The organism is Rhodococcus sp. 14-2483-1-1 (genome assembly GCF_002259335.1).
Taxonomy (GTDB): Bacteria; Actinomycetota; Actinomycetes; order Mycobacteriales; family Mycobacteriaceae; genus Rhodococcoides.
Window position 1 is genome coordinate 1 of sequence record NZ_NPFX01000024.1, and the last position, 25,052, is coordinate 25,052.

24 protein-coding genes are annotated in these 25,052 nt (G+C 62.3%); 12 read left to right on the forward strand and 12 right to left on the reverse strand.

Features of this window, described 5'->3' with window-relative positions; all coding sequences use genetic code 11:
• Positions 1-246 precede the first annotated feature (246 nt).
• Both CH294_RS25385 and CH294_RS25390 read right to left on the reverse strand, forming a co-directional pair.
• Positions 247-1,242 carry a DUF4192 family protein gene (locus CH294_RS25385; protein ID WP_015586055.1) on the reverse strand — a complete coding sequence of 332 codons (996 nt, stop codon included), beginning with the start codon at positions 1,240-1,242 and terminating at the stop codon, positions 247-249.
• A 352-nt stretch (positions 1,243-1,594) separates the two neighbouring features.
• On the reverse strand, positions 1,595-2,518 hold the full coding sequence (locus tag CH294_RS25390) for a DNA processing protein DprA (protein ID WP_052047799.1): 924 nt from the start codon (positions 2,516-2,518) through the stop codon (positions 1,595-1,597).
• Between the two features lie 287 nt (positions 2,519-2,805).
• Here CH294_RS25390 and CH294_RS25395 point away from each other — a divergent pair, with 287 nt between their 5' ends.
• Both CH294_RS25395 and CH294_RS25400 read left to right on the forward strand, forming a co-directional pair.
• A complete protein-coding gene (locus tag CH294_RS25395) occupies positions 2,806-3,333 on the forward strand; it encodes a hypothetical protein (RefSeq protein WP_015586057.1) in 528 nt (175 codons plus the stop codon).
• A 40-nt stretch (positions 3,334-3,373) separates the two neighbouring features.
• Positions 3,374-4,375 carry a hypothetical protein gene (locus tag CH294_RS25400; RefSeq protein ID WP_015586058.1) on the forward strand — a complete coding sequence of 334 codons (1,002 nt, stop codon included), beginning with the start codon at positions 3,374-3,376 and terminating at the stop codon, positions 4,373-4,375.
• A gap of 13 nt (positions 4,376-4,388) precedes the next feature.
• On the opposite strand, the gene CH294_RS25405 is transcribed toward CH294_RS25400, so the two are convergent.
• The 10 genes from CH294_RS25405 to CH294_RS25445 all read right to left on the reverse strand — a co-directional run bounded on the left by CH294_RS25405 (position 4,389) and on the right by CH294_RS25445 (position 16,955).
• On the reverse strand, positions 4,389-5,009 hold the full coding sequence (locus tag CH294_RS25405; RefSeq protein WP_015586059.1) for a DUF2637 domain-containing protein: 621 nt from the start codon (positions 5,007-5,009) through the stop codon (positions 4,389-4,391).
• Positions 5,009-5,728 (reverse strand): CPBP family intramembrane glutamic endopeptidase, encoded by a 720-nt coding sequence (locus CH294_RS25410; protein WP_032394817.1) that lies wholly within the window; start codon positions 5,726-5,728, stop codon positions 5,009-5,011. The genes CH294_RS25405 and CH294_RS25410 overlap by 1 nt, the downstream gene beginning before the upstream one ends.
• 265 nt (positions 5,729-5,993) lie before the next feature.
• Positions 5,994-6,632 carry a hypothetical protein gene (locus CH294_RS25415; protein WP_015586061.1) on the reverse strand — a complete coding sequence of 213 codons (639 nt, stop codon included), beginning with the start codon at positions 6,630-6,632 and terminating at the stop codon, positions 5,994-5,996.
• A gap of 6 nt (positions 6,633-6,638) precedes the next feature.
• Complete coding sequence (locus tag CH294_RS28025; protein WP_254924250.1) at positions 6,639-6,764, reverse strand: hypothetical protein; 126 nt, start codon at positions 6,762-6,764, stop codon at positions 6,639-6,641.
• A 103-nt stretch (positions 6,765-6,867) separates the two neighbouring features.
• Positions 6,868-7,518, reverse strand: coding sequence for a helix-turn-helix domain-containing protein (locus CH294_RS25425; protein WP_015586063.1), 651 nt, complete (start codon positions 7,516-7,518; stop codon positions 6,868-6,870).
• 3 nt (positions 7,519-7,521) lie between these two features.
• Positions 7,522-12,894 carry a telomere-binding protein gene (locus tag CH294_RS25430; RefSeq protein WP_032364989.1) on the reverse strand — a complete coding sequence of 1,791 codons (5,373 nt, stop codon included), beginning with the start codon at positions 12,892-12,894 and terminating at the stop codon, positions 7,522-7,524.
• A gap of 223 nt (positions 12,895-13,117) precedes the next feature.
• On the reverse strand, positions 13,118-13,288 hold the full coding sequence (locus CH294_RS27610; protein WP_015586065.1) for a hypothetical protein: 171 nt from the start codon (positions 13,286-13,288) through the stop codon (positions 13,118-13,120).
• A 460-nt stretch (positions 13,289-13,748) separates the two neighbouring features.
• Positions 13,749-14,468 carry a hypothetical protein gene (locus CH294_RS25435; RefSeq protein ID WP_015586066.1) on the reverse strand — a complete coding sequence of 240 codons (720 nt, stop codon included), beginning with the start codon at positions 14,466-14,468 and terminating at the stop codon, positions 13,749-13,751.
• Positions 14,465-15,379 carry a ParA family protein gene (locus CH294_RS25440; RefSeq protein ID WP_015586067.1) on the reverse strand — a complete coding sequence of 305 codons (915 nt, stop codon included), beginning with the start codon at positions 15,377-15,379 and terminating at the stop codon, positions 14,465-14,467. The genes CH294_RS25435 and CH294_RS25440 overlap by 4 nt, the downstream gene beginning before the upstream one ends.
• 877 nt (positions 15,380-16,256) lie before the next feature.
• Positions 16,257-16,955 carry a hypothetical protein gene (locus CH294_RS25445; RefSeq protein ID WP_015586069.1) on the reverse strand — a complete coding sequence of 233 codons (699 nt, stop codon included), beginning with the start codon at positions 16,953-16,955 and terminating at the stop codon, positions 16,257-16,259.
• 689 nt (positions 16,956-17,644) lie between these two features.
• Here CH294_RS25445 and CH294_RS25450 point away from each other — a divergent pair.
• The 10 genes from CH294_RS25450 (at position 17,645) to CH294_RS25495 (ending at position 24,995) form a co-directional block, all read left to right on the forward strand.
• Positions 17,645-18,205, forward strand: coding sequence for a hypothetical protein (locus tag CH294_RS25450; RefSeq protein ID WP_139278540.1), 561 nt, complete (start codon positions 17,645-17,647; stop codon positions 18,203-18,205).
• A 168-nt stretch (positions 18,206-18,373) separates the two neighbouring features.
• Positions 18,374-18,922 carry an SAF domain-containing protein gene (locus CH294_RS25455; RefSeq protein WP_230591630.1) on the forward strand — a complete coding sequence of 183 codons (549 nt, stop codon included), beginning with the start codon at positions 18,374-18,376 and terminating at the stop codon, positions 18,920-18,922.
• Positions 18,923-18,925: 3 nt separating this feature from the next.
• Positions 18,926-19,750: a hypothetical protein gene (locus CH294_RS25460; RefSeq protein WP_015586073.1), complete on the forward strand. Its 825-nt coding sequence runs from the start codon at positions 18,926-18,928 to the stop codon at positions 19,748-19,750.
• Between the two features lie 32 nt (positions 19,751-19,782).
• Positions 19,783-21,411 (forward strand): CpaF/VirB11 family protein, encoded by a 1,629-nt coding sequence (locus tag CH294_RS25465; protein ID WP_015586074.1) that lies wholly within the window; start codon positions 19,783-19,785, stop codon positions 21,409-21,411.
• Entirely contained in the window at positions 21,411-22,289 is an 879-nt protein-coding gene (locus CH294_RS25470; protein ID WP_052047795.1) for a type II secretion system F family protein, read from the forward strand. The genes CH294_RS25465 and CH294_RS25470 overlap by 1 nt, the downstream gene beginning before the upstream one ends.
• Positions 22,286-23,209 (forward strand): type II secretion system F family protein, encoded by a 924-nt coding sequence (locus tag CH294_RS25475; protein ID WP_015586076.1) that lies wholly within the window; start codon positions 22,286-22,288, stop codon positions 23,207-23,209. The genes CH294_RS25470 and CH294_RS25475 overlap by 4 nt, the downstream gene beginning before the upstream one ends.
• Before the next feature lie 169 nt (positions 23,210-23,378).
• Positions 23,379-23,609: a hypothetical protein gene (locus CH294_RS25480; RefSeq protein ID WP_015586077.1), complete on the forward strand. Its 231-nt coding sequence runs from the start codon at positions 23,379-23,381 to the stop codon at positions 23,607-23,609.
• Positions 23,610-23,647: 38 nt separating this feature from the next.
• Complete coding sequence (locus CH294_RS25485; RefSeq protein WP_015586078.1) at positions 23,648-24,073, forward strand: type II secretion system protein; 426 nt, start codon at positions 23,648-23,650, stop codon at positions 24,071-24,073.
• Positions 24,070-24,528, forward strand: coding sequence for a TadE family protein (locus tag CH294_RS25490; RefSeq protein WP_015586079.1), 459 nt, complete (start codon positions 24,070-24,072; stop codon positions 24,526-24,528). Before CH294_RS25485 ends, CH294_RS25490 begins: the two co-directional genes overlap by 4 nt.
• Entirely contained in the window at positions 24,528-24,995 is a 468-nt protein-coding gene (locus CH294_RS25495) for a pilus assembly protein TadG-related protein (RefSeq protein WP_015586080.1), read from the forward strand. Before CH294_RS25490 ends, CH294_RS25495 begins: the two co-directional genes overlap by 1 nt.
• The last annotated feature ends 57 nt before the right edge of the window (positions 24,996-25,052 follow it).

Sequence of the window (25,052 nt, forward strand, 5' to 3'; positions counted from 1 at the left end):
GCCCCAGCCCCGCAGGGGCTGGGGCTGGGCGCTGCGCGCCCGCCGCTGCAGGCGAAACGGCAAGCCGTTCCGAAGAACTCGCGGACTCGGTCGAAGCGCTGCGCGCCTTCGCGGTTGCATCTGTTATTCGATCGCGCTCAATTTGCAATTTGCAATCGAGAATTTTTCGAGGGCGGTCGAACCGAAACCGGCTCGCCGATGCATGGTGTATTCAGCGAAACCGGTTTCGGATCAATCGCATTCAAGTCATTCGTTACGGGATCGCTCGGATTCTGCATCGAGCGCAGCGGGCCGAATCTGCTCCCACAGCGCCGGGTTGATTCCCGCGTTGTATGCGCGTTCGAGCAGCTGCCCCAAGGAATGATCGGGGGCGAGCCCACGGGCAACGTTCATTGCCTCCCGCGCCGGCACCGCCTCCCGTCCGATCCAGTAACTCAGCGAAGCGAGGACGAAGGCGGGGCCTGCCTCGCTGGCGGGCAACACCGCGCCAACCTGCCGCCACAGTTCGCCGAGGACTGCGGCGTTGGCTTCGGTGAAGTGAACGAACAGCACATCGCGCACGCGCACGTCAGAGGCGGCGGCTGCGAGCATCGCAGCGTGGTAATCCGATATCTCGATTCCGCGGTTGCCTGAATCGAGATACCCGGCGAGTACCTCGCGGTGGATGGTCTCTGCGGCCGAGATCGGCCCTACTGCCGGGAACGCCCCGCGTGCAGCCCGCATCATGTCCACCACACTCGCGGCGCGTTCGGCACCGAACTGTTCGGCAACGAAGCCCGCGCGGATTTGGGCGCGAGAGGCCAGACGTACCTGCCCCTCGAGCAACGCTCCGACCACGTAGGGGTGAGCCGTCAGGTCGACCGCCTCGCCGACCTCGTGCGGTCCCGCCAGTACCCCGTTCATCAAGTAGCGGCGCGCACGTCCCTCGTGGAACTGGAACACAGCAACGTCATCGCCCGAGAACTCGTGGAGAACGGCCATCGATGCCGCATCGGCGTGTGTGTCACTGCCGAACACGACCACCACGCGCGGTCCGGATAGATCACGCACGGGGTGACCGCTGGGCACCAGCAACGGGGCACCACCGATCGGCGCTTCCTCCCCCAGCGGGCAGGCCATGACGGCCCCGCCTGTCGAGTTTGGGGTGAACACCACCATTTCGTTCTCGGGAACGTAGCGGACCAGCATCACGGCCACGGCAACAGCATCAGCGGGTGAGGAGATACGAAAAACAGAGGACATCGGACAAACCCCTTTCAGGGCACAGGGGCAGATGGTCAGTCCGCCCGATCAACAGAACACCCACAATCTAGCCGAGACCACCGACAAGAACGGCTCACGCGCAACACATTTGGTCCCCGGCGCACTCGGTGCCGGGGACCGCACCGAGTGCGCCGGGGCTCGGTGGGGAAAGACAACAGGCCCGCCCATGTGTTTCGCTGGGCGAGCCTGTTGTCGAACGTCTAGGGAGAAGCGAAAGGATCAGAGCGACAAAGGCTCTCGCTCTAACTCCTCGGGAGCGGAGTCGGCTTCCGAGGCCCATCTAGGGCTCACGTCCATACCCGACCACACTTTCGGATCGGTGTCGAGCCGATCAGGAGACGTTCGGATCAGCACACACGCCAGCAGCCGACATTGCAAGACGCGCCACACCGTCGATGATCAACGTATGGCATCCGTTCGACGCTGCGGAGGTGACCGGCCCTGGTACCGCGTACACCGCCCGCCCGAGCCTGTGCACTTCCCTGGCCACAGACAGTGCACGTCCGCGTGACCCGGCCTCGGGCACCACTACCGCATCGGAGAGAGCCGCCAGCAGCGCGCCACTCCCGTTGAATCGTTCTCGTCGAGGCTCTGCACCGAACGAGTACTCGCTCACCACCACACCCTGTTCCGCGACGCGCTCGAGCAACCGAGCGTGACCGGACGGATACGCCCGATCCAAGCCGCACGGCATTACCGCTACCGGTCCTGCACCGACCCCCAACGCTGCCCGCAACACCGCTCCCTCGATCCCGAACCCGCTGCCCGACAGGACCGCCACCCCACGCATCGCCAGATCCCCGGCAAATTCCGACGCGACATGCTCGCCGTAAGCGGTCGCAGCCCGGGTGCCGGTGAGCGCCACCGCCGACACATCAGCACCGGGCAGCGCGCCCTGTCCACGAACCCACAGAGCGACCGGAGTCGATCCCTCCAGCCATCCGGCCATCCGCAGCCGCTGCGGCCACTCAGCGTCCGCAGGAGTGACCAATCGTGCTCCCAGCGTTGCCGCCGTCTCGAGGTCTGCCTCGGCACCTGAGTAGTCCCACGAGCGAGCCGTCGCACGCAACAAGTCCTCCGACACCTCCCGATGCCGCACAGCCTCGGCTGCAGCCTCCACGCCCGATAAGGACACCGCCAGATGCACCAACGAGCCCTGCCCCCGCGCCACGTGAGCGAGATACGCCCACGCAACACGCTCACGCCACACCATCTCGCTACCCGACACCGCGTTCTCGCTCGACACACCGCTCACGACGAAACCCTCCCAGGGCTAACACAAGGGCAGATGGTCAGTCCGCCCGATCAACAGAACAACTCGAACCTACCCCGACACACCGACAAAAACAGCACCTGACAAGCGAAAATGTCCCCGGCGCACCCGGTGCCGGGGACAGCGGGTGCGCCGGGCGGTAAGTTCACGAAGCGGCCAAAAGAGCAGACCGAAGTGTCCTGTTCGAGTGATACAAATACCGGAGCAGATCTCACGGGCCGCCGACGAAAAACGCACCAACCGCGACGTTCGAGAGGGAAGCTGCACACATGACCGAGCCCGAGCCATGGCGTCGAAGCAAGACGCCGGCCCCGCTCCCCTCGAATTCCGCCGACGCCCGAGCGATCAGCGAACTGACGGACCCGGAACTGGCTGCGATCATTCGTGACAACCTCCTGCCGCGCTCGAACACCGCCGGCGATACAGCCAATTGGCGTGCATTCTGGAACACCCTCACTTTCGATCCGCAGCTCAACGATCGCGCAAACGCGATCATCGATGTCTACGTCGAGCAAGCAGCAGCAGCGCTCGATACCGGCGAACTCGACGACGCCCAATACAAACGTGCCGGCAAGTTCCACGACCTGTGTATCCACGCCCTCGACAGGCTCGACAAGGTGGTCGACGACCCCCTGGCCTGGGCTGGTGCGCGAGCTGCCGGATTCAATCCACGCTCTCGTGAGGTCATCAACACCCTCGTGCAGGCCATCGCCGATCACCGAGACGACGGCGACGACGCCAAGCTCTGGGCGATTCTCGCCGAAGTTCGTTTGGATCCAGGCCATCGACGCCGGTAAGCGCTCCGCTCAACATGGCCGCCCGCGGAGCCTCTGACCGATGAGCTTCTGGGATTCACTTGCGGCCGGCCTCTCGGAGGAGCCGCCGCGACGGGTGATCGTGTCGACCAGAACGCTCAGGTCGGCGATCGAGGACACCTTGATCTATGGGTTCTCGCGAGCCGCCCTCGAAGTGGTCCTACCCGACGAACTCGACCTGACGTGGGCAGGTACAGGTACCCCGGTTGAGGCCGACACCAAGCGGTCGCTGATCGATGGTTACCTCGTAGGATTCGAGATCCCCCAGCTCGTCGCACTGGCGCGTCGCGTGCTTGCAGAATGCGACGTCGCGGACCACGGGCTCGCGGTGCTGATCGCAGAGTACGAAAAGGGCTCCAGCGGTGTCGATTCTCCCGCAAAGAACCTCATTTTCGCGGCCAATGGTCCCAAACCGGAGATGGTGCTCCGCGACGCGGTCAGCAACGACATCCTGATCACCAAGAATGCTGAGTTCTGCCTGGTCTACGACAGACCGATAACCGAGGCCGGCCTGTCCTTTCAGGAGCTGATTCAGTGGTGGCGTGAGCACCAAGCAATGGCAGACACGGACGATCGCGATGTCGGGCGGTCACTGTACAAACGGCTGCGAGAGAGCCTCGGTAAGAACGAACCCGAGCGGATGGTCTTGGACGTCTACTCACGTCGATACGGAGAGCACGGCTTCGGTATTCCCCCTCTGATCCCGCAGGTCTACCTCCACTACGACCCGTACACCAAGTATCAACGCAAGGGCAGCAGTCCCCTCGAACGCCAACGCATGGACTTCTTGCTGCTCTTCAGTGCAAGAAAACGCGTCGTCATCGAGGTCGACGGTCGTCAGCACTACGCCAACGAAGACGGCCGCGCCAGCACGCAGCTGTACGCCGAGATGGTCACCGAAGACCGACGTCTCCGGCTAGCGGGATACGAGGTCTATCGGTTCGGGGGCAAAGAGTTCGAGAGCCCCGACGCGCCGTCGATGCTCGCAGCATTCTTCGACGAACTGAGCTCGCGAATGAAGTAGACCGACGGGGAACTCATGCCGGGGCGAGGTATCGATCCTCCTCAGAGCCGATCTGGAGTTCGTCCTCGGCGGCTGCGATGACTGCGTCGACGACCTCAATGGGTAGCCCGGTCTTGGTGGCCACTGCAGCGTGCTCGTGGCCTTCGCTGGCCAGTTTCAGGACGTGGACACACAGAACGGCTGTTTCGGCCTCTGTGGAGCTGTTCGGGGCCGAGTGACGCTGGTCGGTGCTGTCGTCTACAGCTGATGCTTCGAGTCGGACCAGCTGGATCATCAGGTGCGTGGTGACCAGCAGCACCAGCGGCGGCGCAGCAGCGGCCAGCGCGGCCACGGTGAAGGTCGAGCTGTAGTCCACCATCGAGACGTGCACGATGTTGCCGGCCGTCGATGCGATCGACCCGAGAATCAGCAAGGCCCACGCGAACCAGCGGTGTGAGGCGTCGACGACGAGCATGAGTGTTGCGAGGATTACCATTCCGTCGAGCACCAGTGGCAGAACCCATCCCAGTGTTGCCGGGTATCCGCTGGCAGTAGCGAGCTGCCACAACGATATTCCGCTCTTTGTGAAGGCGCTGATACCGATCACCGCATTGCCGATCACCGCGCAACGTTTGATGGTTGTCAGATTCCTCATCAATGTCCTTCGCTGGTGGTGATCGAAAAGTGGCCGGCCGCTGCCGTCGGGCGTGCTAGATCGGCGTGCTTGAGGGTGGGTGTGTTCGACAGTCGGTAAATCGACCACAGGGCGGTGAATGCGATACACCCGCCGATCACTATCTGAGCCGCGGTGTAGTCACCATTGTTCGCAATGACGAATGCATTCCAAGCTGTATGGGCCAGAACGAGTCCCGTGAGACTGCGGAGTCGATAGTAGACGTAGACGGCCACAGCGCCCCATACGAACGCCGACAACGCTTGCCCTGTTCCCTGGTACAGATGGATGGAGGCTCGAAACAGAGCTGAGCTCGCGATGACGATGCCGAGCATCCACGGCTGGACGCGCCAGACCAGTCCGACGACCCCGAAGAGCAACAAGACCGGAAGCGCACTGAAGAACGGTTCCTCGGCCAAGCCGGCGACGAGAAGGTGCGCACTGTTCCACCATTGTGCCGGGTTGCCGTAGTCACTGGTGCGCGAAAGGTTTTCGGCATCCTCGGGGGACAGCAACGAGGCCATGCACAGGCCGATGGGGAACAATCCTGCACTCATCAGCGTCCGCGCTCGCCACGTCCCAGGGAAGCTGTTCGGTTCGGTCTCGTTCGGTTCGATGAACCGGCGCACCGCCGCGACGAGAGCGAGACCGGCAACTGCGGCGAAGAAGAGAATTAGGAAGCCAATTTGAGCGCCGGGCATCGTCGGCGGGGTCGACTCGGTGACTACCTCGGATCCGGTACCGAGATGCCTCTGAACCGAGACTAATGCCTCGAAAGGCCAACACACGACTAGGTAGGCGGCAGCAAGCCCGAGCGGAACAGCAGCGATATACAGGCTTGAGTTCCAGTTGTTGTTGCGATTCATCGCGATTCACTCTTTCTTTGACATTCTCTCGTCGCGGCGACACAGGACAGTCATGGGTGCGGATACGAGTACTGAGCGTGGGTACGGCGGTCGAGGCTGATCAGTTGTCGAGTAGGCCCGCACCGCGGGCAATAGCGGGTAGGTCGATCGGTGGTGCCCATGCGGCCCACACGCGGGTTCGGCCGAGCTCGACGACACGGTCGTCCGGATAGAGCCGCCATGGGCCGACGCGGTCGAGCAGTTCACCGACGAGGGCGTCGGCGTGGAAACGGGTGGGAACGGTGACGAAGTCATCGAGCGGGCCCCGCTTATGTAGTGCCGCGACGGGGCGTGGTGCGCCTCTGGCGATCGCTACCTGCCGCAGGTCCGGAGAGCCGTGGGGACGGAGGATCGCCACGACATGGGGGTCCAGCCATCGTCGCTCTCGCCATTCCTTGCGGACACCGCGGCCACGGGGAAGATCGAGCCCGGTCAAGACAGTTCGTGCATTGTCGAGGGTCTGCTGTTCGACACGTCGGATTTCAGGAAGGGGAAATTGAAGTTGCTGCAACCGGCGGACGGGAATGGCCGCTCGAGCGCGAGGTGAGCCCTGCAGCCAACGCTGAACGGTACGGCGAGTCACCCCGAATGCCGCTGCGACATAGTCGATATCGACACCACCGTTGACCAAGGGGCCGTAGCACGCGGTGAATGCGACCTCGAGCTGTCGTTTGGTCCACCGCGGCCGCTTCGGGTTCATGTCGCTCTAATGGAGTGGTCCGAGAAAGACGCCGTATCCCATTTTGGCCTGCACAGCCATGCTGACGAGGATCAGACCCGCCAACGCAGAAACGACGCGGGTCTTCCACTGCTGAGACTTGGTCTCGAACATGTCTTTCTGATCCCTCCTGCAGAGCGCTGCCGTGCGCGATTCCACCGATACCGTAGCGGTTGCACCGGACACTCCGAACACCTGAACTCGCAGACTCTTATGGTCAGACCGGGTCGATGGAGATGTTGTCGATGCTCTCGAAGGTCCATCCGTCGACGTACCGATCGCTGGCGTAGCCGCTGAGCCACTTCGAGAGCGCTTTGTCGCCGCCGCGTTCGTACGCCGACCACATCGACTCGACATCGGATGGCGACATACCACTCTGATCCGGGGGGATCTGGATGGAACGATTGCGAATGTAGAACCCTCCCCCACCGGCGACGCCTTGTCGGCCCTTGATCTGTACGCGCGCACCGTATTTGGCGATCGACTTGCCCTGTTTGCTCTCTCGGACAGCTTTGATGGCGGCGCGCCGGCCCTGTTGCGTCGTCGCTGCCTGCCGCGACTTGGTGGTGAGCTTGCTCAGAGTCTCGGCCTTCGGCTTCGAGATTCGCTGGCGTCCCTCGGCGGCAACCCAGCGTTCCACCGTACGACGTGAGACTCCGAGATCGCGCGCAGCTGCGGCAGTGTTCACCCCGCCCCGAGTGCCCGGGCCGTACGCGGCGAGGAGCATCCCACGCATGTCAGGGGTGGTGCCGGCCTTGCCGGAGACATCGGCACCACGCCTGCCCGTCAAGCCCTGGAACAGTGAGCTGCGTCGGCGTTCGTCTGCTTCCAGGTTCTCTTTGAAGCCAGCATGCTTGCGCCCGGCCATTGGCTATTCCCCCTTGCCTGTCGTGGCATCCCAGTTCATCGTCAGCGCTTCCTTGCCCTTGTAGCGGCCACCGACGAGGAACTCGAGATGATCGCCGAGTCGAGCGGAGCCCTCCCACTTGTATTGGCCGAACCCTCGACCGAGCTGCTTGTCCTCCCCAGGCCAGGACGCGATCGGATCCGGATCGTTGCTGGTGTAGAGAACCGTGTCGTTCGTGATGGCCACCGGCCACCGGTCGGAGACGGTGCCGATCTTGACGATGCGACGAGTGATGTTCGCCCGCGCTTTGGCGATGATGTGATGGCGTCGCTCAGGCGAGAAACCTGCTCGTCCGGTCATATGAACCGAGGACCCCATCTGGCCGATCGTGCGCGTGTAGACGCCCTTGAGCAGATCTCTGGCCAACTGAGCGTCGACGTCGTCGACGTCCAAAGCTGTTCGTGCGTCCCGGATTCGCTCGTACCACGGATCGAGTACTCGGCCATGTTCGTTCCACACGTAGGCCTCGACAGGTTCGAGCTCGTAGCCGAGTTCTCCGGCGACCTGCAGACTCGGTGTGGTCACCCACAGCAGGCCCGGCCGGCCGCCGAGAGGCATCAATGGATGTGGGATGCGCCAGTCCCCTGCCTCGGGAACCTCTACCCGCCAATAGCCCGGCAGCTTCTTGTCGAACGCTCGCCCGTCTGGATGATGAGTGGCCGATCCGATCGGCATCTCCAAACCGGCGATTCCCGCAGCATGCGAGCCTCCTCGGTCGTACGCGTGGACGTAGATCATCGATGTCTCGTCGCTGGTCGGTTTGCGGGACCATGCGTAATCGTCCTCGAGGGAGCTGATGGTGGCCGGGCCGACGGGAGTCTGTGCCCCGAACATCCGCTCGCGGTCCTTGAATCGAGTCGAGATCATCAGGTCGAAACCTGTGGACTGCGGGGTGATCACCCACGGCATCTTCAACGCGCTGGCGAACAGCGACAATCGACGCGCGAGTTTGCTCGGGGACGGTCGGTCTCCGAGAATAGGGATATCGCGTGGATCGGCGTTCATGCCGGCAGCCAGGACGACCCACACACCGCGGTGCTCGCCCTGGGTGCGCCACACACGGGTCCACGCACCGAGCCGGTCACCGGGCTTGCCCAGGGTCCAACCGTCGGCGATTGCATCTGTGACGAACGCTGTGCCGGCAGTGGCCTCGCCGACGTCTTTGCGTCGCTGCGACGGATCGTCGCTCAGCGTGCTCAGATCCACCCCGAACTTCTCGGTCATCGCCGCGGTCACCCAGATCTGTCCCGGTTCGCTCTGCCACGACGAAGTCTGAGTGCCCAGACGCAGCTCCTGCACCAGCGCGGCGACATGACCGACGTGAGAGATGTTCTGTGGCAAATTGATTCGACTTCCGTCGGGCATCCAAATGCCATCGACGTCCAGGACGGCGGCAGGGGCAGCGAACGGGTTGGCCGCGGTCTTCGCGGGAGCTGAACGCCGAGGCTGCGTGGTCTCGAGCGGCGCACTGGGTTGCGCAACCGTAGGAGCACTCGACTCGGCGGCCTCGGAAGCAGCTCGACGAGCAGGTTCGTTCGACGGCCGCGGGCCAGTGGAGGCGGGTGCAGGCGGCTTCGCTGCGGCTGCGGTATCGGCAACCAGTGCAGCGCGGGAGGCAGCTGTGCTTCCGAACCAGCACTGCGCGTGCAGAACGTGGCCATCGAAGCGAAGGCCCGAGCCCACTCCGCACTTCACGCACGGGACGCTCGGCGAAATATGTTCTGCCACAGCGATATGGCCCTCGGCATCGGGGTAGCTTCCCACTGGAATGTCCTCCTGTTCGGAGTTGTCAGACGTAGCTTCCGCGTCGTTGGCACGAGAGCTGCCCGTCGTCGATGAGGTGTCGCTGTTCGATACCGAGAACAACGTCGCGAGGTCGGCCACTGCGGAGGTCGAACCCGGAACGTCGCTCGGTGTCGTACCGTCCGGTGCATCGTCGGGTCCGCCATCAGCGTCGAAGATGCCGATCTGACCGTCGTCGGGGCCGTCGCCGAGGATCGCCCACAGACGGAGAGCGGTCATCCGCTGCCGCCGTTCCTCACAATGGATGGTGCGTTGGACGGTGTAACGGGGTGTCTTGCCTGCGCGTTCCTCGGCGATCAGAACTCCCTCGTCGTAGAGGGCCCGCAGCGCCGTGCCTCGATCGATCTGTGGAGCATCGGACATCGTCGATGCCGCGGCTTTCAGAACCTGTTCGAGGGCAGTCGATTCGATCAACAGCTGCGCTTCACCGTCGCGTGGTCCGGGGTCGGTGAGCACGTACCCCAACCGGATCCCGCGTGCGTCTTCGCGGTACTTCTTGACGTCCTGATAGTCCGAGACCAACGTCCGTCGCCACCCCAACCGGCCGGCGAGCGGGCGGTCGGGTGCTTCACCGGTACGAACGTCGTCGACGTAGGCCAACCCGGTACGCAGTGCGTGCGCAAGGAGCTCGCGCACCCGCGCCCCGGTACGTGAAGGCAGATCGGGATCGGCCGCAGCGACGACCGCGTCGTGCAATCCGCCGTCGACGACGTCGAGAACTTGCTCGACCTCATCGGCATCGAGCGCGCCGACATCGAGCAGAAAAGCGGTGAACGCCTGCCACCCTGCCCACACTGCACCGACCGCTTCGGCCTGGCGCACGGTCTCACCCTGCTCACGTAAGCCCTCGGCGTAGTGCGCGCCCTCGTTGAAGACCTTTTCCCGCAGTTCCTCGAGGCGGGGGCACAACCACTGCAGGAACGAGGCCATCAGCAGGGCGCGTCCATGTCGAGACTGCTCACTGTCGAGTCGAATCAGCTCGTCGAGTTCGATCTCGTCGGACTGCAACGGCACCACCAACATGCGCTGAGCGCCGGACCCTGGTCGAGGCATGACCTCGGAGGTCACCATCGCGGACGATCGGGGGGCGGTGCCGTCGAGGATGCTCAACCCGTCGCGACTGGAACGGCTCCGTTGTTCGCCGTTGTGGACCATGCGCGCGAACTCTTCGAGCGCTTTCTGTGCAGCCCCCCAGTCTCGTGTGGGAGCGACATCATCGGCCCAGTACAGCGCATCTTTCGACGAATTCAGTTTGATGCGAAGCGCATTGAGAGTGTCACCGTTACCTGACATCGACGATGCCGGCCGCCGACGATCCCACAGCTCACCGAAGTGATGCATCGCGATCGACGCGATCGAGGTCTTGTACGAACCGGGCGAACCAATGAGCGAAAGAACCCAGGGGTTGGGTCCCAAGGCCGCGCGAAAGACGTGCCCGAGCAACGGAGCAGCGATTCGCACCGGCAGACGCGTCAGCATCGATCCCGAATCGACCATGAAGGCATCACGCAATCGAGGTGCATCGGCGATCGGGCACGGCAGGTCGTAACGCGAGAGCGGTCCACTGAGCAGAACCGGCGCAACACGGGCACCGGCAGCACTGATAGCGCCACCCGCGTGCACGTAGAACCACTCGTCGTTTCGGTCCTTACGCCAACCGGTGGAACGGAATCGAACCGTCCGGGCAATCGTCACTCCACCCGCCACTTTCAGGGCGTCGCGAAGTTTGGCGATTCCAGAGGGTTTGGAGTCGTACGTCGGCGGCCCGGGAAGAGAATCCGCCCAGGTGCAGTCCCGATAGTCCTGTGCGTCCACCCGCATACGCATGAACTCGCCCGTATCGGGATGGGTGTACCCGATGACGACAGCGGAAAGCTGTTCGGGCGACGGCGGATTGGCTTCCCGCTGCCCGACGATATCTTCGCGTCCGAGCAGGGTCGGTGCGTCGACGTCGAGGCCGTCGTCCTGCGATTCGAGGTATTCCATCTCCACGATCCGAGCATCGATGCTGAGCACCATTTTGGCGGTCTGCTCGCCATCTCGGTTGGTGACGATTTCGACGAGGCTTCCCTCTACGACCCGATACGTCGGTGCAGATATCTGAGCGCCGCGGGTGGCCGCCCCGACCAGGTGCAGTCGGGGTCCGTCAGGGAGCGGATGTGTCGATTCACCGGCGTCGATGTGGCTGGATCCGGTCGCCGGCGGCACCGCGTCGTGCTCGTCCTCGTCGTGCAGCAGCGGTGGAATCGGAGTGCGCGAAATATCGTGTGCGGCACGGGCAGCCGTGCGGGCAGTACGCCACACAGCGGTAGCGGCATCGACCGCTTCTTGCGACCACTTCGTGCCCTCAGCGGCAGCGAAACTACGCACCGCATCGACGGCTTCGCTCAACGGCTCGAACAGGCGCTCCGCCTCGACGGCCCAGCGCCCAGCGAGGCGGATCTCGTCTGCGCACTCATCCTGGTGACCTGATACTCGCCCGCGCTCGGCACGCGCAGCCGCTTCCTGAGCCGCCTTTTCGACCTCGGCGGCCTTGCCGCGCAGCTTGGCCAGCGCAGCATGTGCCGCAACCTCACCGACATGGACGGGAATCAACCCGTTCCACATATCGTCCGGATCCCACAGCTGGGCCTCGACGTGATCTGTGAAGTCTGATTTGTCATCTGTTGTGCCGGGTAGCAGCAGTTGTACCTCGGCATCAACTGCGCCGAGCAGCGACGCCAGTTCGATGCCGCGCTCGTATCCTGCGGCGTCACGATCGAGCACAACGCGCACTGCGGCACCGGCGAACACCTCGGCGAGCTGTGGCGGAAAGTTCAGGCCACCCTGGGCATTCGTGGTCGCGCACAGACCGAGACGCATCGCGGTCTCGACATCCTTTTCGCCCTCGAGCAGCCACACCGGCTGGCCGGCCGACAGCGCCGCTTGCAGCTGCGGCATCGCGAACAGGACCGGAGTGAACACCGCAGGCTTACGTTTGACGTACGTGCGATTCGGACCGACGAACAACTGCCGGAATCGTTTGTGTTTGACGCCGCACGAGGTGCACTCCTCGCGGATGACCTCCTGCACCAATACGCTGTCGGCATCGGTGTAGGGATAGCGCGCAACTTCCGACCAAGAGTGCTCGACCTCGGGCTCCGGCATCGGACCGGCAATCCGAGCAGGCAGACGCCCCAGACGCCCACGTCGTTTGCCCGCTGCCCGTTGCTGCGGGGATCTACCGACACGCGGTGCGCTCGGATCCCGACTCGGCAAGGGTTCGTCGAACAGATCGGACACACCGATATCGAGACGCTCGGCGATTTCTGCGGCCGTCGCTGAGCAGCCATGGCACCGCAGCAGCACCATTCCAGAACCGTGGTGGCCCGGAGTCCAGGTGACAGACAGCGAAGCGTGACGGTCGTCGTGAACGGGGCATCTCGCCTGAAACTGGGTACTCGATGTGGCTTTGAAGCCGCCGAGCTGCTCGAGGCGTGGACGGATGTTGTCCATCGACCACATGTGGCCGCGGTTGGGAGTCGGTGACGTCACGACTCACCGCCGACACGTAGATGTACGACGCGCGCTGGGTTCGGAGCGCAAATCACGGCGAGGCAGGGGTACTGAGCTATGATGTCAATACACCTCCTGTCGTGTTCGTGGTTGTTCCCGGTGGGTGGTTGGAGCGGAGCGATTCGCTCACTTGTGAATCCGGAAGACCCCCCTTCTCGCCGCCAAGCACGAGGGGGGTTTTTCACTGTCTAGGGGTAGGTCATCACGCGCCCAGCTTGTACTGTGCGGGATCGATTCGATCTTGGATGTAATGCGGCATGGGTAGATCATGGTGCAGCGCCATGACATAGACGTAGTAGTCGCTGAGGTCGAGGCCAAGGGCGTCGGCCTCGTTTTTGTAATGCGCATACTGCGTGTCGGGCGTGCGCACCATTGCGGGTATGCGAGGGCCCTTCGACTCTCTCCCAGGTTTGCTTCCAGCCATGCGATCACATTAAACGGATTCGGTAACAGAAACAGGGAGGCCGCGACATCCGGTGTGTCGCCTGCCTGTCGTGCCACGTTCACATGTTCCTCCGCACCTCGTCCGTACCCGCCCTCGCACCACACATGACAGGTAGATCCGTCTCGATCTACCTCTGTGACAGAAGTGGCGAAATCTCTCGACATTGTCTCTGCGGCACCGGACACGACGAACACCCCAGCTCGTCGAACCGACCCGCTGCGCAAGCCCCTTCATCGATATACGCGTGACCTTGGCTCTTTTATGTGGGGAGCATGGGGAGCATGGAGATAAGGGCAGCTCAAAGGCAAAAAAACGCTCCCCACCGGAGTGGGGAGCATGGTGGGGAGCACGGTGGGGAGCCAGGAGCAAGACGCTCTGGCCCGGCGGATCAAGAGATCAGATAGTCCTCAACGACCGCAGCAATCAGCGCGCTTCGTGAGGGGATGAGCGGACTTGCTTCTACCTGCTCGTCTATCCATCGGGTCTGGGCTACCCACAGATGTGGACGCACCTCCACTCCCCCGCTCGCGACCTTCGGGCGGGCCAGACGCGGCATGCCACCGCGTGGCGATTCGACGGCGCGAGGGGCGAAGAGGCGAACCAAGGTTTCCGGGGTGTGCGCGGCGAAGGCATCCTCGACGATCTCGCCGTAGGACTTCTTCTCCCGCTGAGATCGCGTCTTCCAGGCCTCTTTGACCGTCGCGGGAACGTAGACCGCGATCGGGCGCACATCTTCATCACCGACAATCGCAGCCAACGGCTCCGCTGTAGCGGTGTCGGCCCCGGTTTCGGGTGTGGTGGCTACGTCCTCGGTTGCGGCAGTGCTGCCCCCGGAGGGCGAGGCAGATGTAGCAACCTCGGTCGGAGGCTCTGGTGCAGGTGCTGCAGGAGCATCCGGTGCAGATGTCACGTCCGGAGCCTGTACGTGCGGCTCGTCGACGGCTCTTTCGGCAGCCACGTCGGTCGAGCGTGGTTCCACTGCGGCAGGCCTGGCGAGGGAACCCGTTCCATTGCGAGGGAAAATGTTGGCGAGGCCAGATCCACGGGGAGCGGGCTTGTCGAATTGGTCCGCCAGGCTGGGTCGCTTCTTGCGATCAGTGGTGCTCATGCGGGTGCTACCTCTTCTGCGTGATCGGCTTCGGCAGCAAGCTCGGCCAAGCGTTGCAAGACCTCAGCTGCTAGGGCCTCGTAGTCATCCGCCAACCCGGTTGCATCCCGAGAGAGCAGAAGGCTGGGTGGTTTCACCTTGTCCCTCAGCGCTTTCAACCGAGCCTTCTTTGCGCTAGCAGTAGCGCCTTCGAGTTCGTGAGCTAGGAGCCCATGCCGCCGCGCGTCGGCAGCGGCGCTCTCCATGTAGCGGATTGTCGTGCCGAAGATGGGGGCAATGGTGTCAGGAATGGCTTGCGTAATACTTTCCCTCACCTGGTCCTGGAGCCGTTGTGACCTACTGCCGACCGCAAACAGAAGCATGCCAGCCAATCTCAGTTGCGGATTGTGCTCCCGGGCACGCGCGAAGCGCTCGGCGACGCGGTCGAGGCCGTCGAGGCTGCCATCGTCGGCGCGAGTAGGGATGAGAACGGACGACGTGCAGTACAGCACCGCATCACCGATGATCACGTCGCCTGGCGGGGTATCGAAGAGAACAATGTCGTAGTCGGGAACGATCGGGGCAAGGACTTTGTGGAGGATCTGCCCCAGCGATTCGCCCCCGCGGCTGAGCCTGGAGAGCATCATGCCAGCAACGTCGACGAGCGCAGGACCAGCGGGAATGACGTCTAGACCGGGTCGGACGTCTTTGATGATCGGGGGTTGTCCGCCTGACATCAACGACATCAGAAGTTCTTCACCGGACTGCTTTTCGTAACCGAAATCGCGGGCCAGGTTGCCCTGAGGGTCGAACTCCCCGACGAGAACACGGTAGCCGGCAGCGGCGAACAGGCCTGCGAGGTTGGCAACAACCGTCGTCTTGCCCACTCCCCCTTTACCTTGGGTGACTGCGAGGGAATTTGATATTGCCATCGATAGAACCTTCCTTCCAGAGTCCTGGATCCGCGTGCATCTATTCGAGCGCTGCCGTGGAGAAGCGTGACCGGGAGGCGTTCACGGTGCCGAATCGGTACGTGCGAGCGGCTCGACTTGTCCCGCACGCTCTTGTGCGGGCGGATGCGCAGGTTGTCGTGCGTGGTTGTGTGCGCGAGAGTACGCCCAGTCACGCACGTCAGTCAACACGGTCTAAGTCGCGTAACACCATGCGTATCAATGCTCGCACTCTTACGCGGCAAAACACGCGCAATAAAACATGTAGTACTGCGCCCTAGTAACAGCGTACCAATACGCACGTTAAGTCGCATATCAACACCCTTGTTAACACGTGAAGAAACACGGGCATTGATGTGCTGACCAAAACGGTATTTAACCCGCGTGTTGACGTGCGGAGTTCTACCCGGTATTGCATGCGTAGTATTACGCGTATTAACCAACGGTGTAACAAGCGTATTTGTACGCCCTCAAACACGCGGTTTAGTACGCGATGAAACCAACGCTTTACTGTGCGAGGAGTACTACGAAGTGCTACGCCCATTGTGTTGGGATGATTGCCCGGTAGACGGTAACGGAGGTAGGGGAGCAGAGCACTGGGATGATGAACGGGATCGAGAGTGGGTAGTTATGTCGGATCAACAAAGCGTCGATATGTGCGAATCAGCGTGCGATTCGAGCTGCGATCATGGCCGCGACTCCCAATCCGCAGGCTCTGCTGGCTTCGCGAAGGCTCAAGCGAAGTGTTGAGGGGAGAGGTATCGGTAGGGGAGTGCGAGGATTGCTACGTAGTTCGACGCGAGCCTGGCACGAATTTCACATAAGACGCCAGGTCAACGGGGGACTGTTCGCGTTCCAATCAGCGTAGATCCGAATAGCTCTGACGCAGTCGGCGGCGGGGATCGCCAGGCTCTCCGCGGGTCGTTCGCTGTTCGGCTATCCGTTGTTCCAGACCGATCTTCGACGCCATTTGGGTGGCCCACAGCAGGGTGGCGTCAGGGACTGATTCTGAGAGTTCAACGGTGAGATCTACAAGGGTGTCTTCGAGCAGTGTCTCGGCGGCTCGGTAGAGGCTCCACAGGTGGCTCAATTCCCAACTAAGAATGAGGGGATTTCCGAACATCATGCGCTCACAGGAACGTTGAATGCGCCGGACTTGAGGGTTGCTCAGAGCTGTCGGATCGTGCGGGTCGGCCCAGGTCGCAAGGTAGCTGCTCTGCTCGCATGTCCACGGCAACAGCAGGAGCGCATCAGTCGCGAAAGTCCAGCTCTGCGTGTCGAGAACGTGTTGTGACTGTTTGAGGGCGCGGCCCAGGGCTCGCTGGCAGGTCGTGGTGTAGTCGGCGAGCGCTAGCCGACATCGCTCCAGTTGTGCCAGGTCGTGCACTGTGTGGAACTGGTCCTGTCCACGAGTGAATTCGGTGGCAACGAGCGCGGCCTCGGTGTCCCACCAGCGAAACTGGGACTGACGATGGAACTCGCGGTGCCATCGTAGGTCGTCGAGCGTTCGGGCTGCGACGCCGCTGCCTGGCGCGGTGGCGGTGTCGGAGAAGCTCATCGTTCAATGGTTGCAGGTAAATGGTGGTGTGTCACCACCCCTCTGGCATCAGTTCTATGACTGTGCCCACGGCCGAAGAGGTAGATGTGGTGGTTTTCCTGGTGAGCTCTGCATGGCGATCGGTTCAAGATCGTCGGTGAACGACGCTGCGTTGAAGAAACATTGGCGGCAGATTGTGGACACACATGAAAGCCATCAAATCAAATAGCACTGAGTCACGAGAACCACATCAGTCCGACATGAGTGTCAAACGATAACAAAATCGTGTTGTGATCACGTGGCAGTGATCATAATCCAACTTGTCTTGGAGTCAAGAGGCAGCGCCGAGTGCAGTTCGGTTGAGAGTCAGTCAACGGCCCGTAGAAGTTGCAGAGGACATTGCTTGCGGCACGGACCGTCAGGGGTCGGTGCCGCGCCGCGTTTGCTTCGGAACTGAACGAGTGCGCGATCGACTACCTTGTTACTGAAATGTTATGTACCGCGTGTTGATCACCACTGTTGTTGAGGTGGAGATAGCCTTTGTCCTGGTGGGGAGGGGATGGGGTCCTCTTGCGGGACGAACACGGGGTTCGTTTTGCAGGGTTCGGTTCGGATCGACGCTGTTCGCGGTGTCCGGGAGACCCGGTATATCTCGTACGTCGCACTCAAGCCTGCGACTCAGGTACACGGGGACATCGGAAGGATCGTGAGTGAGGACCGACAGCGCTGAGAGTGCGAACGTGCCGACATCTCCGCCTGCGCGACAGTCGCTCGGGGCAGCCTTCATGCCACCGCCGCCGGCCGGATCGATAAGTGCTATGTCAGCGGAGGTGGTGCAGTTGAGTTCAAACGAGGAGGAGACATCCTCTGGTGCAGCTGAATTGGGGCACGACGACACGATTGTGCCGTCGACGGTTCATCTTGCTGTCGGGGTTGCACACGGTCTGGCGAAGGAGAGCAAACGGACAGGGAGAACCCACGGCGAGGTGGTCATCACTGCTATCGAGGATGTCCACAGCGATCTCGAAAGCCTTCTGTTTCCGGGAGGCAAGGTCGGCGGAGGTCTGTTCCGCGCCAGGGGAGTAGGTGGGAAGCCGTCTGAGGGTAAGGCGGAGAAGAAGGGAGTCACGGTCGGGTTGTACGCCGATGACTGGGTGATCATCGATCAACTGAAAGACCAGTTCAAGGCCCGTTCCCGCAGCCACCTCATCGGAACTGCCCTCAAAGCACATCTCGGCCTCGACGCCACGACACAAACGGAAAGTGACTGAGCTATGCCCATGTTCGGCAATCTCAAAGAAAAGACATCGACCGCCACAGTGGGGGAGCCGCGCAGCGCAAGAGAGGCATCTCCTAAGCCGGGCCATGACTTCACCGAAGTCGTATCCACCACCAAAGTGCGCCGTCGACGGTCGTACTGGATCGCGGGAGTCGCCTTGATGACCGTCGCAATCGTAGGAGCGGTCTTTTTGGTGAACGCCATGCGCGCCACCACGACAATTCTGGTGCTCGCCCGCGACGTGCCACAGGGGGAGACGATCACCACCGACGACCTCAAAACCGCAGAGGTCAACAGCGATGCGACCATCGCGACCGTTCCTGCCACAGACAAAGCATCGGTCGTGGGCCAGAGCGCAGCAGTTCCGCTCCTGAGCGGATCGGCACTGAACCCATCGTCGTTCACCAACGCCGTAATCCCCAGCGGGGACAACACTTTGGTCGGCATCACCGTCGCAATCGGCAAACTTCCCGCAGAGCCACTGCTCGCAGGCGACAACGTCCGGATCGTCGACACTCCCCGAGATCAAGACGATTCCCCGGTGCAGGGTCCGGTCACCGCGAACGCACAGGTCGTTGCCGTGAAGGACATCCCCGAGACCGGACAGACGACAGTGGACGTTCTGGTCAAGAAAGACGAGGCCAGCTGGATCGCCGCCCGAGCCGCCACCAACCGCGTCGCCATCGTCCTCGACTCCCGGGAGCGCTGAGCCATGCTCGTCACCCTGACCTCGATCTCCGGCTCGCCAGGCGTCTCGACGACCGGCCTGGGCATCGCTCTCACCGCAGACTCCCGCAAGCTGCTGTACATCGAGGCCGATCCGATCGGATCGTCCCCGACGCTGGCCGGGTACTTTCACGCGCGCCGCCGGCACGACCGATCGATCATCCAACTGGTCGAGCCGAACAGGCACGGCCGAATAGGCCCAGCCTTCCAGCACCAAATAGTTAGAATCGGGCCGTTCGATCCAGAGGAGCCGACCAAGGCGCAAGGATGGTTCGTCCCCGGCCTGGTCAATGCAGCTCAAACGGAATCGATGAAGTCGACGTGGGGCCCGTTGGGGGCACATCTGGCGTTGTTGTCGAAACAGGGCGGCGGTGACCTGCTCGTCGACGCCGGTCGCCTCAATCTACGGTCCGGACATCAAGACCTGATCCGTCACAGTGACGTTATCGCCATAATGCTCAGACCGACCAGGACCGCAGTGGCAGCGGTTCGTGCTGGCTTGGGCCCACTACAGCAGCATCTGGAGAATACGAAGTCGCCGGCCAGCATCGGCCTCATTGTCAGGGGTACCGAGCCCTACAGCGCAGCCGAGACCGCCGCGGCGACCGGCCTCGACGTCATCGCAGTCCTTCCCGAATCACCGGTACACGCGCAAGTTTTTTCCGAAGGTGCCTCGCTCAGTAATTGGCGGCGACGTCGATCAAGCTATCTACGCGCAATCGACGGAACCTGGCAAAAGATCGAGCGCTTCCACGAAACGCACCAGCCCGTATGGATCGCCAACTCGCCATACAGCTCACAGCCCGCGTAACGAGCCGACAAGGCCAAAGGGAGAACACCCGCATGACCAACAACGCCCCCGACTTCGACTACGACGAGCGACCAGCCCTACCCGACCTACCGATGTTTGCCGCCGATCCGATCATCCTCGACGATGGCGACAACGAGATAACTCGTTACAGGAGCGGGCAATACGGCTCCTCATCTGCAGGTCTGCTCGCCGCAGCCGGCAAGGACGGTCGCCACTCCCACCCGGAACCCGAGCGACTCGAGACGGTCCCGTTCACATCGCCATCACCATTTCCAGCTGAGCGGTCGGACGTCGCGAGGACCAACCACCAATTGGTCAAGCAACTGACCAAAGAAGCATCCGAAATCCTCTCTCTCCGTAAGACCCAACGAGCAGATCAGGCCCTCAACCCTGAGCTGGGCGTCACTGCCATGACCCCGGACGAGGAGCGTGAGTCGGGCAGGCAGATCGTCATAGATCTCGTCAGCAAAGAAGTGCAGTCCGCGATCGACACCGGTCACGAACAGCTGAGCGTCCAAGAGGAACAGACGCTGGTCAAAGCGGTCTTCGACACGCTGTTCGGACTCGGCCCACTTCAGCCGCTCGTCGACGACCCGAACGTCGAGAACATCCTCATCAACGGCGACAGCGTCATTGTGATGTACCCCGACGGGAGTCTGCAGGCACGACCGCCGATCGCGGACAGCGACGAAGAGCTCTACGACTGGCTCACCAACCTCGCGCAGCGCGCACCCGGTGGTGGACGACCGTTCTCGCAGGTCAACCCCAACCTCCGCCTCAATCTGCCCGGCGACATCCGCTTGTCCGCGATGGGCTACTCGGTCCGCCATCCCAGTATCGCCATCCGCATGCACCGCCACAAGGATGTGACCATCGACAAGATGGTCGAAATGGGTGTTATGCCCCAACTGTTGTCCGAGATCCTCAGCGCCGCAGTCATCGGTGGTGCCTCCATCGTGATCTCCGGGCCCATGGGATCAGGTAAAACAACCAACCTTCGTGCGCTCGCCAACTGCCTTCCCCTGCAAACACGGATCGGCACAGCAGAGACAGAGTACGAACTGTTCCTCGACAAACTCGACGGTCGCAGACCGTATGTTGTTGCAGCCGAGGCAATCACCGGCGGCGGCGAACGAAACGAGCTGACCGGAGCGCTACGCGGCGCGACGACGCTGTCCGACATCCTTTACCAGTTCGTGCGAATGCAGCTCGACCGTGTCATCGTCGGAGAGGTAGCCGGCGGCGAGATCATCGACATGTTCAAAGCAATGCAGATGGCCAAAGGCTCCCTGAGTACCACGCACGCCGAGCATGCCGCCGGCGCGATCGACCGCCTCGTCACCTGCGCCCTCGAAGCAGGAGTGCCGGTCGAGTACGCCTACCGCCAAGTGGCACACCACATCAATCTGATCATTCAGCTGCAGACGGACTACGAATTTACCGACACCGGCGAGAGGCGTCAGGTCCGATTCGTCAGCGAGGTCATCCATATCGAGGCCGGCGAAAACGCCATGCCCGCAGTAACCAAAATTTACGAAGGAAAGCCGGGCGGGACCGGCGAATACGGAACTTTGCCCCCAGCTTTGCTCCGCAAGCTCTACGCAGGCGGTTTCAGTCCGAACCAAATCCCCATCAACACGATCACAGGTGGTGGGCTCTGATGTACACGTTCACGGCCGTCGGTATCGTCCTTGTCTTTGCCGCCGGGATGTGGTTTTTTGCCAACGGAATTCGCGATCGCCGCGACCCGACTGCGCCGACACGCCACCGCACCTCACGTGCGCGGATTGCCCGGCGGACAAAATTACTCCTCGCCATCGGAACTGCCGTCGGCCTTGCTGCATGGCTCCTCAGTGGATGGTTCGTACTCTTCCCCATCATTCCGATCGCAGCAGTAGGCGTCCCCTACCTACTCGGATCGTCAGCCGCCGCCGACGACATCGAACGCCTCAATGCCCTCGAAGAATGGGTGCGCAACCTGACTGGAGTGCTCGCAGCAGGATCCGGCCTCGAACAGGCCATCATCGCAACGCACAGGGGAATGCCTCAAGCATTGCGTCCGGAAATTACGAGCCTCATCACGCGCCTGCGTGGCAATGTGTCGATCGACGAAGCGTTGCTTCGGTTCGCAGACGATCTCGACGATTCCACCGGCGACTACGTGGTCGGTGCACTGCGGCAGGCAGCTCGCCTGCGCGGCTCCGGACTCACCGCAGCCTTGAAGCGACTTTCAGAATCGGTGGCAGAGAACGTGCGCAACCGCAGAACGGCCGAAGCGGAACGGCAAGGGCCCCGCACGACCGCTCGCGGGGTCACCGTCATCACCGTCGTTGTCATCGTTGGGTTGTTCCTGTTCACCAACTACATGGACCCGTACAAACAGCCCCTCCTCCAGCCCGTTCTGTTCCTCGAATTCATCGGTTTCGGCCTGGTGCTCGGGTGGATGAAGCGATACACCTTGCCAGTGAAATACCCCAGGTTCATCGGCACCAAGGACCGCGACGCAGCAAACACCGCACGTGAGAGGAGCGCAGTATGAACAACTTCGAGCTCTGGGCGATCGCCCTTGCCGCTCTCGCCGCTCTCGGCTTGATCCTCCTCGTTCTCCGCATACTGCCGGCCGACCCAGCACTCGGCGATGCCATGGAACGACTGTCCGGTGCAGCCCCGGACCCGTACACCGTCGACACCCGCGGCGGTGACGACCTCACCGGTTCGGATGCCCTGTCCTACAAGGTCGGTGCCCGCTTCTACCCGCGGCTGCGATCGCAGGCGTGGTTCAGGATCCCGACCGCGGACCTGGCGATCCTCCGAGAAACTCCACAAAAGTTCATCGGAGACAAAATCCTTTCCGCTGCAATAGGTCTGATCATCGCGCCGATTTCGATCGCACTCCTGGCGCTGTTCGGCATGGCAGTGCCCCTGACTTTTCCCGTAGCCGGTTCCCTCGTCCTGGCGCTGGTGGGATTCTTCGCGCCCGACGCCGACGTCAAGACTCGCGCCGCTAGTGCCCGACTCGAATTCACCCGAGCATTGGCGGCGTTCATCGACTTCGTTTCGTTGAACCGAAGTGGCGGCGTCGCTGCATTCCAAAGTCTCGAACGCGCTGCCGCAGTGGGCGATAGCTGGGTGTTTCTACGTCTGGATGCCGAGCTTCAGAAAGCGTCCCTCGCCGGACAGGCACCATGGGCTACTCTGTCCAATCTTGCAGCCGAACTGGCGCTGCCGGAGTTGGGAGATCTCGCGGACATCATGACCTATACCGGCGACCAGGGAGCGAGCGTGGCCGACACTCTTGCCGCGCGGGCCGGAGCGCTCCGCAGTGCCCTGCTCTCGAAAGAACAAGGCGAAGCAGGAGCCAAAACGAAGAAGATGGACGCACCTCTCGGCACCTTGGCCGTGCTGTTCATGATCATGCTGATCGTGCCGGCCGGAGTGAACATCATGGGCGGCGTCTAGACCGAACAACCCGAATGCGTTGTCATTCAACGATCAACTACCAAGTTTGAGCTGTGCAAACACCGATCCGTGCACTTCACCTGCTCGAAGTGTCCGGTCTTGGCGATAGTCTGACCGGCATCCAGAACCGTCATAACCAGGGCTTTTACATATCGAAGGGAAACGTCACATGGCAGCATCGCGCACAATCGCAAACCGGATCGCAGCAACCACCGCAACACTGTTCGCATTGGCACTGTTCTCCTATACCCGGATGACCGAGCGCGCCGGCGGACGCAAAAGCGACAAGGGCTACAGCATGGAGACCGTCGTCATCACCGCCGGCCTCGTCATCCTCGCCATCGCTATCGTCGCCGGAATCACCGTGGTTGCACAGCGCTACCTCAACCGAATCCAGTAACCCCACCACTCGCCCAACGAGACAGGGGAGGACCAGCGTTGCTCACCGACACACATGTACCACTACGCGAATGGCTCACCCGCATACGTCGAGACGACCGCGGCGCAGCCCTCGAAACAGTCGTGGTATTCGGCGTCGTCCTACTGCTCTTCCTCATCGCAATCCAGGCAGCTCTCTACGCTCACGCACGGACCGTAGCGATTTCGACCGGTGAAGAAGCTCTACGACAAGCGCGATCGCAATTCGGCAGCGCTGCGGCCGGAACAGCGGCGGGCTACGCCTTCGCATCCACCGCCGGCCCGACGACCCTTCGAGCACCCGTCATTGTCGTCAACCGAGGCTTGCGAGAAGCAACTGTCCAGATCACCGGACAACCCATCCGCCTCATCCCCTTCTTCTCCCTCGACATCAATGTCAGCGAGACGCTTCCCGTTGAACGAGTCACTGCCCCAGGAACCAGATGAACACCGCGAACAAACTGCGCCAGCTGGCAGCCGCAGCCAGAGCCGACGACCGAGGATCGGCCCTGCAGACTGTCATCGTCGCCCCCGCCACACTGTTCCTGATCGCACTGATCGTCACCTTCGGCGTTCTCGCGCAAGCGCACCAGAAAGTAGTCCACGCCGCGAACGAGGCCGCGCGTACCGCCTCCATCGCGCGAACGGCGTTCTCCGCAGCCCCCGATGCGCAAGCAGCCGCGCGAAACGACCTGGCAGCACGAGGGCTCACCTGTTCCGCTCTCAACGTCAACACCGACCTCGGCGGATTCAGAACTCGCCCCGGCGTCACGGCTTCCGTCTCGGCCACCGTCACGTGCGTCATCTCCCTCGACGCACTCGGATTCCCGCAAGTCATGGGCTCACGGACCATCACAGCAACCGCGACTTCACCCGTCGACACCTACCGGGAGCGCGCCTGATGACCGAAGCACTACGCCGGGCGGTGGCCGCCTGCACACGGCGAGACGCGCACAACGACGCCGGAACCATCGCCATGTGGAGCGTCATCACAGCCATGGCGTTGCTGATCATGATGGGTCTCGTCGTCGACGGCGGCGGCAAAGTTTACGCCAAGCAGCGCGCCGAGCAAGTCGCTGAAGAAGCAGCCCGCGGGGCAGGACAAGCCATCATCGAACCACTCGCAGTCCGCGGTACCAACGTCGTCGTCAACCCGCTGACAGCCCAAGCCAAAGCCACCAAATACCTTGCCGCAGCAGGAATCCCCGGCGTCGTCGTGCAGACCGGACCGACAACACTGCTGATCACCACCACAACGACCTACCAACCCCGTGTCCTCGGTTTGATCGGCGTCGGGCCACAGCAGATCATCGGAACAGCCACCGTCAACCTGAACCGCACCAACCTCGGAATCCCCGGCACACCATGACCAATCGACCGCAGAGCAGACGAGTCGCAGAACTCCACGAGAAGACGGAGGACGTGA